Genomic DNA, 4,775 nt, shown 5'->3' on the forward strand with positions numbered 1-4,775 from the left:
CCATGAGCCAAAACCGGAAGGTTGACGCCAGTACCAGCGCCGCCGCTTTTCCATCTCAGGTGCATAACGCTGAACCCATCGATAAATCGTGGTGTGATCGACATTTACCCCTCGCTCAGCGAGCATCTCCTGCAGCTCAGGATAACTGATGCCATATTTGCAGTACCAGCGGACGGCCCACAGGATAATATGACGCTCAAAATGTCGACCTTTAAATGGGTTCATGTGCTGCTCCTTCAACTAAACAGTGGCATCAGTTTACCATCGCCAGATCTTTGCAACAGTGCCGTGCAGATGGAGTATCAGCGTTGCGATGGCGATGATTGCGATATGGGGCGGTGGCAAGCATCAGCATCACCACCATCATTAACAGTAGGGGGCGATCTTTGTCCGGTTGACCCGTGCCATTCTCTCTGGCGGGCGCTTTTAATCCACTCACAACCCATTCAGCGCGATCATATACTCCAACATCATGGCGTATACGCCCTGACGGGCGAATATCATCACTCTGATCAGGTTTATCACCACCCACAGCAGCCAGTTTTCAACGTACTTGCGCGTCATCAGGATCATCACAGCAATCGACAATACCATCATGCATGAATCCCAGAACGGGAAAGCATCCAGCTGCAGCTGCGGCATCACCACGTTGAAGCCCAAGCCCTGCATGATGTTCACCTCGGCACGCGTTAGCAGTGCAAATACCGTATCGATATACAGCGTCACAGTGCAATGGCGATGACAATCACCGCTGTCCAAGTCAGGAGCTGGGGACGTGGCAGCCAGCGAATCTTCAGTGCCTGCTGATTATCACTAGTCTAGCGGCTCCGGGCATACCAGCCGTAAATGCTGGCGATGAAAAAGAACGTCAGCAGGCTGGCATACAGCTGGATCTGAAAGAAGATTACCGCGAACAGCGTGACGTTGATCAGGCCAAAAGCGTAGTGGACGATCTTCTCTAGGCTCGCCAGCCAGATCACAGCAGCCCGGCGAGGGTACCGATAGCTTCAATCAATGACAGATCGTAGACACCGGCCCCAAGGGGGATATGAACCAGAACATTCGACGTGCCGAAAAAATCCATATTGCCATCCTGTCCAGAGCGTAACGTCAGGCATTACCCTTCACGTTGAGTTTGAGATCTGCAGCACAGGTTAGCATACGATTCAACGGGATCAACGCTCCTTCTCGCAGCGCATCGTCAATAAAGATCTCATGATCGCTGCCGCCTTGCTCCAGACCGTCAGCAATGGCTTGCAAACCGTTCATTGCCATCCACGGGCAGTGCGCGCAGCTGCGGCAAGTGGCACCCTCGCCGGCCGTCGGTGCCTCGAGCAGCTCTTTCTCCGGGCAGGCCTGCTGCATTTTGTAGAAGATGCCGCGATCAGTGGCGACGATTATCTGCTTGTGCGGCAGGGTTTGCGCGGCCTGAATCAGCTGGCTGGTCGAACCGACCTCATCGGCAAGATTGACGATAGCCTGCGGCGACTCAGGATGGACCAGCACGGCGGCATGGGGATATAGCGCTTTCATCCGCTGCAGCGCCTGAGTTTTAAATTCGTCATGGACGATGCAGGCGGCCTGCCAGCAGATCACATCCGCGCCGCTTTTGCGCGTTACATACCGACCCAGATGGCGATCCGGCGCCCAGATGATTTTCTCGCCCAGTCTATCGAGATGCTCGATCAGCTCAACGGCAATGCTGGAGGTGACGACCCAGTCAGCGCGTGCTTTGACCGCTGCGGAAGTATTGGCGTACACCACTACGGTACGGTCAGGGTGAGCGTCGCAGAATTTGCTGAACTCGTCAATCGGGCAGCCGAGGTCGAGCGAGCACTCGGCCTGCAGCGTCGGCATTAAAATGGTTTTTTCCGGGCTGAGGATTTTGGCGGTTTCGCCCATAAAGCGCACCCCGGCTACCAACAACGTGGAAGCCGGATGCTGGCTGCCAAAGCGCGCCATCTCCAGCGAATCAGAGACACAGCCGCCAGTCTCTTCGACCAGCGCCTGGATTTCCGGGTCGGTATAGTAATGTGCCACCATCACCGCATCCTGCTCTTTCAGCAGGCGCTTAATTTTTTCGCGGTAAAACTGTTTTTCATCAACGGATAAGCGGGCCGGTTTTGACGGAAAAGGATATACGGCGGATTCGGGATCGAACACCAGGCTCATAAGGCGACTCTCGTTCATTCAACTTAACCGAATTAGCGTAGATGGCCCGTCCGGCGCCAACTCTACGGTTGGTTTTTTTATATGCTAAACACGATAGCTGAAAAATGGGTCTTCCGCAATTGGGTGGAACCTTTCAAGCCAGAGGGCTCATTACTCGTTGTCTCAGTAACTCGAACTCGGCACGCCCGTATATCCGCCGCTTCAGCATTTTCAGGCGGTTTACGTGCCCTTCGACTACACCGTTACTCCATTTGCTGGTTATGGCTTCACATATTGCTGCTGCATCAGCTTCCATCCCGGCTGCAACACGCTGAAGCTTAACTGGTCCGCTTTCGCTGACATGAGTGAACCACCTGCTTAGCTGTGGCTTGTTTTTTGTTTTCAGGAGCCGGTAGAAGTCCAGTGCCAGTTGTTGTGCTGTTTTCAGCTGCGGTTCTTTTTCACACATCAGTCCGATGAAGCGGGAAGCATAAGTCTCTTCGCCCATTATTATTCGCCAGGGCATCAACCAACGGCTCACGCGTGAAGCTGATGGAAGACGGGCTAGCCCAGTAACAGAAGCGATCCCACCTTTACGCCATTTGGCTACCTCATCCCTGACGGTGGTCTCGCTACCGGTGAACCCCTTTGCCACCATTTGCCTCCATATCTGGTTGCCATTGTGGTTACCGCTTTCACGCTGTTCCTCCAGTCACCCGCGTCAGGGGGCCAGAAAGCTTGGTTTCCGGGGACGGGTCGACATTTCAGGAAATGTGCCTGACATTTGACGGAGCCCATATCCATTCTTATGCAGGGTCATTATCTCCACCCAGCGTTGGTGGCGTTTATTACGAGTCTGCTGCTTAAATCGCTCCGGGCGACGGATATATGGGGCTGGTTCCACCCGTTTTAGCTCAGCTGGTTTCTTTGGCGACAATTCACTGGCAACAAGACGTATCAGAGGCATATGTCGATACATCATCCGTTCGAGCGCATTACCAATGTTTTTCATCAAGTGCCAGCGATCGGCCACCTGTCTGGCTTGATGTACACCTTCACGTGCTGCTGTAGCATAGATACCGCCGCGATCACGCGAGACAACTTGTATTTCTGGATATTTTCTGAACCAAGCCGCCAGCGTACGCTGATCGCAGCCGGGAAGCAGGACGAGGGGTCGGTGAGTATCAAGATTGACTATTAACGTGCCGTAACGGTGGCCCTGATGCCACGCCCACTCGTCGATACCAACATGGGCCGTGCCTAGCGGTTTCGTCTCCGGAGTATTGATAACCCTGCGAAGAAGAGTATCTGCATTGCTACGGAGACCCGCTGCCGCTGCCGCTCGTCTTCCAGCCTCACCGCCGGCTATTAATCCCAGCTGATGCTGTAAATTTTGTAACGCCTGTGAAGACTGCTGATGTGAACCTGCGAAGGGAGCCAGCGACTCGGCAAAAATTTTGCGTGAACAGGCTGGGTTACGGCAGTACCAGTGGCGGACGGCAAATACCAGCCATAGCGTCTGGCCTGAGCAGGGTAGATGTTGTCTCCGGTGCCGGCGACAACTATGAACGGAGTCGCTGCGCTTAAGCGCATTCAGGACATAGTGCTGTTTTGCGTTTTCTAAGGAGATGGAGGGTTATACCATCAGGGCTAATACCTTGTCAGCCGTTTTGCCATCCGCAAGGTAACTGTAAACGTGTCTTAAATGAGGGCATTACGTTGTCCATAACTTAAAACAGCTTAGATCCTTGTTAACGAGAAAGTTTCATCAGTATTTCTCCACCCAAGTTGCGGAAGCAATGGCATTCGGTTAAGCTCCTGCCGGAGCATGAAAGGAATTCCAGCGCGTTCTGGGCCGCATAGATTTTCGTGGGTAATGCTTCCCAAGTCTCACTCGTTGAGACAGGCCAGTAAGCCCATCCGGGTAATGCTACCAACTTACTGATTTAGTGTATAATGGTGCTTTTGAGGTGCTTCAGTGGCTTCCATTTCCATCAGTTGTCCCTCCTGTTTAGCTACTGAAGGCGTGGTGCGTAACGGTAAAAGTACTGCCGGACATCAGCGCTATCTCTGCTCTCACTGCCGTAAAACATGGCAGCTACAGTTCACTTACACCGCTTCTCAGCCCGGTACACACCAGAAAATCATTGATATGGTCATGAATGGCGTCGGATGCCGGGCAACCGCCCGCATTATGGGCGTTGGCCTCAACACGATTTTACGGCACTTAAAAAACTCAGGCCGCAGTCAGTAACCTCGCGCATACAACCGGGCTGGGACGTCATTGTCTGCGCTGAAATGGACGAACAGTGGGGCTACGTCGGTGTTAAATCACGCCAGCGCTGGCTATTTTACGCGTATGACAGGATACGGAGGATGGTCGTGGCACACGTCTTCGGTGAACGCACTATGGCCACGCTGGAGCGTCTTCTGAGCCTGCTGTCGCCCTTTGATGTGGTGGTATGGATGACGGATGGCTGGCCGCTGTATGAATCACGCCTGAAGGGAAAGCTGCACGTTATCAGCAAACGTTACACGCAGCGCATTGAACGGCATGGCACTGTTGCAAAGATATTGATGAGTTAGCCTTTCGTGTTATTGAAAGGTCTTATCTTCCAAAGACT

The 4,775-nt window shown here is 53.2% G+C and carries 1 protein-coding gene and 4 pseudogenes; 1 reads left to right on the plus strand and 4 read right to left on the minus strand.

Features of this window, described 5'->3' with window-relative positions; all coding sequences use genetic code 11:
- The 4 genes and pseudogenes from BBW68_RS00810 to BBW68_RS15280 all read right to left on the minus strand — a co-directional run.
- Positions 1-225: pseudogene (locus BBW68_RS00810) on the minus strand (IS6 family transposase); the annotation flags it as partial.
- A gap of 176 nt (positions 226-401) precedes the next feature.
- Positions 402-1,084 (minus strand): annotated as a pseudogene (gene pnuC, locus BBW68_RS00815) (nicotinamide riboside transporter PnuC); the annotation flags it as partial.
- Between the two features lie 26 nt (positions 1,085-1,110).
- Positions 1,111-2,172, minus strand: coding sequence for a quinolinate synthase NadA (gene nadA, locus BBW68_RS00820; RefSeq protein ID WP_070133609.1), 1,062 nt, complete (start codon positions 2,170-2,172; stop codon positions 1,111-1,113).
- A gap of 133 nt (positions 2,173-2,305) precedes the next feature.
- Positions 2,306-3,806 (minus strand): annotated as a pseudogene (locus BBW68_RS15280) (ISL3 family transposase).
- Positions 3,807-4,129: 323 nt separating this feature from the next.
- On the opposite strand from BBW68_RS15280, the pseudogene BBW68_RS15285 reads away from it, so the two are divergent.
- Positions 4,130-4,707: pseudogene (locus tag BBW68_RS15285) on the plus strand (IS1 family transposase); the annotation flags it as partial.
- Positions 4,708-4,775: the final 68 nt, after the last annotated feature.

The organism is Candidatus Erwinia dacicola, from assembly GCF_001756855.1.
Taxonomy (GTDB): Bacteria; Pseudomonadota; Gammaproteobacteria; order Enterobacterales; family Enterobacteriaceae; genus Erwinia; species Erwinia dacicola.

Bases quoted from the DNA above. Each gene is read 5' to 3' on its own strand.
- nadA (WP_070133609.1), bottom strand. From the start codon at position 2,172: ATGAGCCTGGTGTTCGATCCCGAATCCGCCGTATATCCTTTTCCGTCA.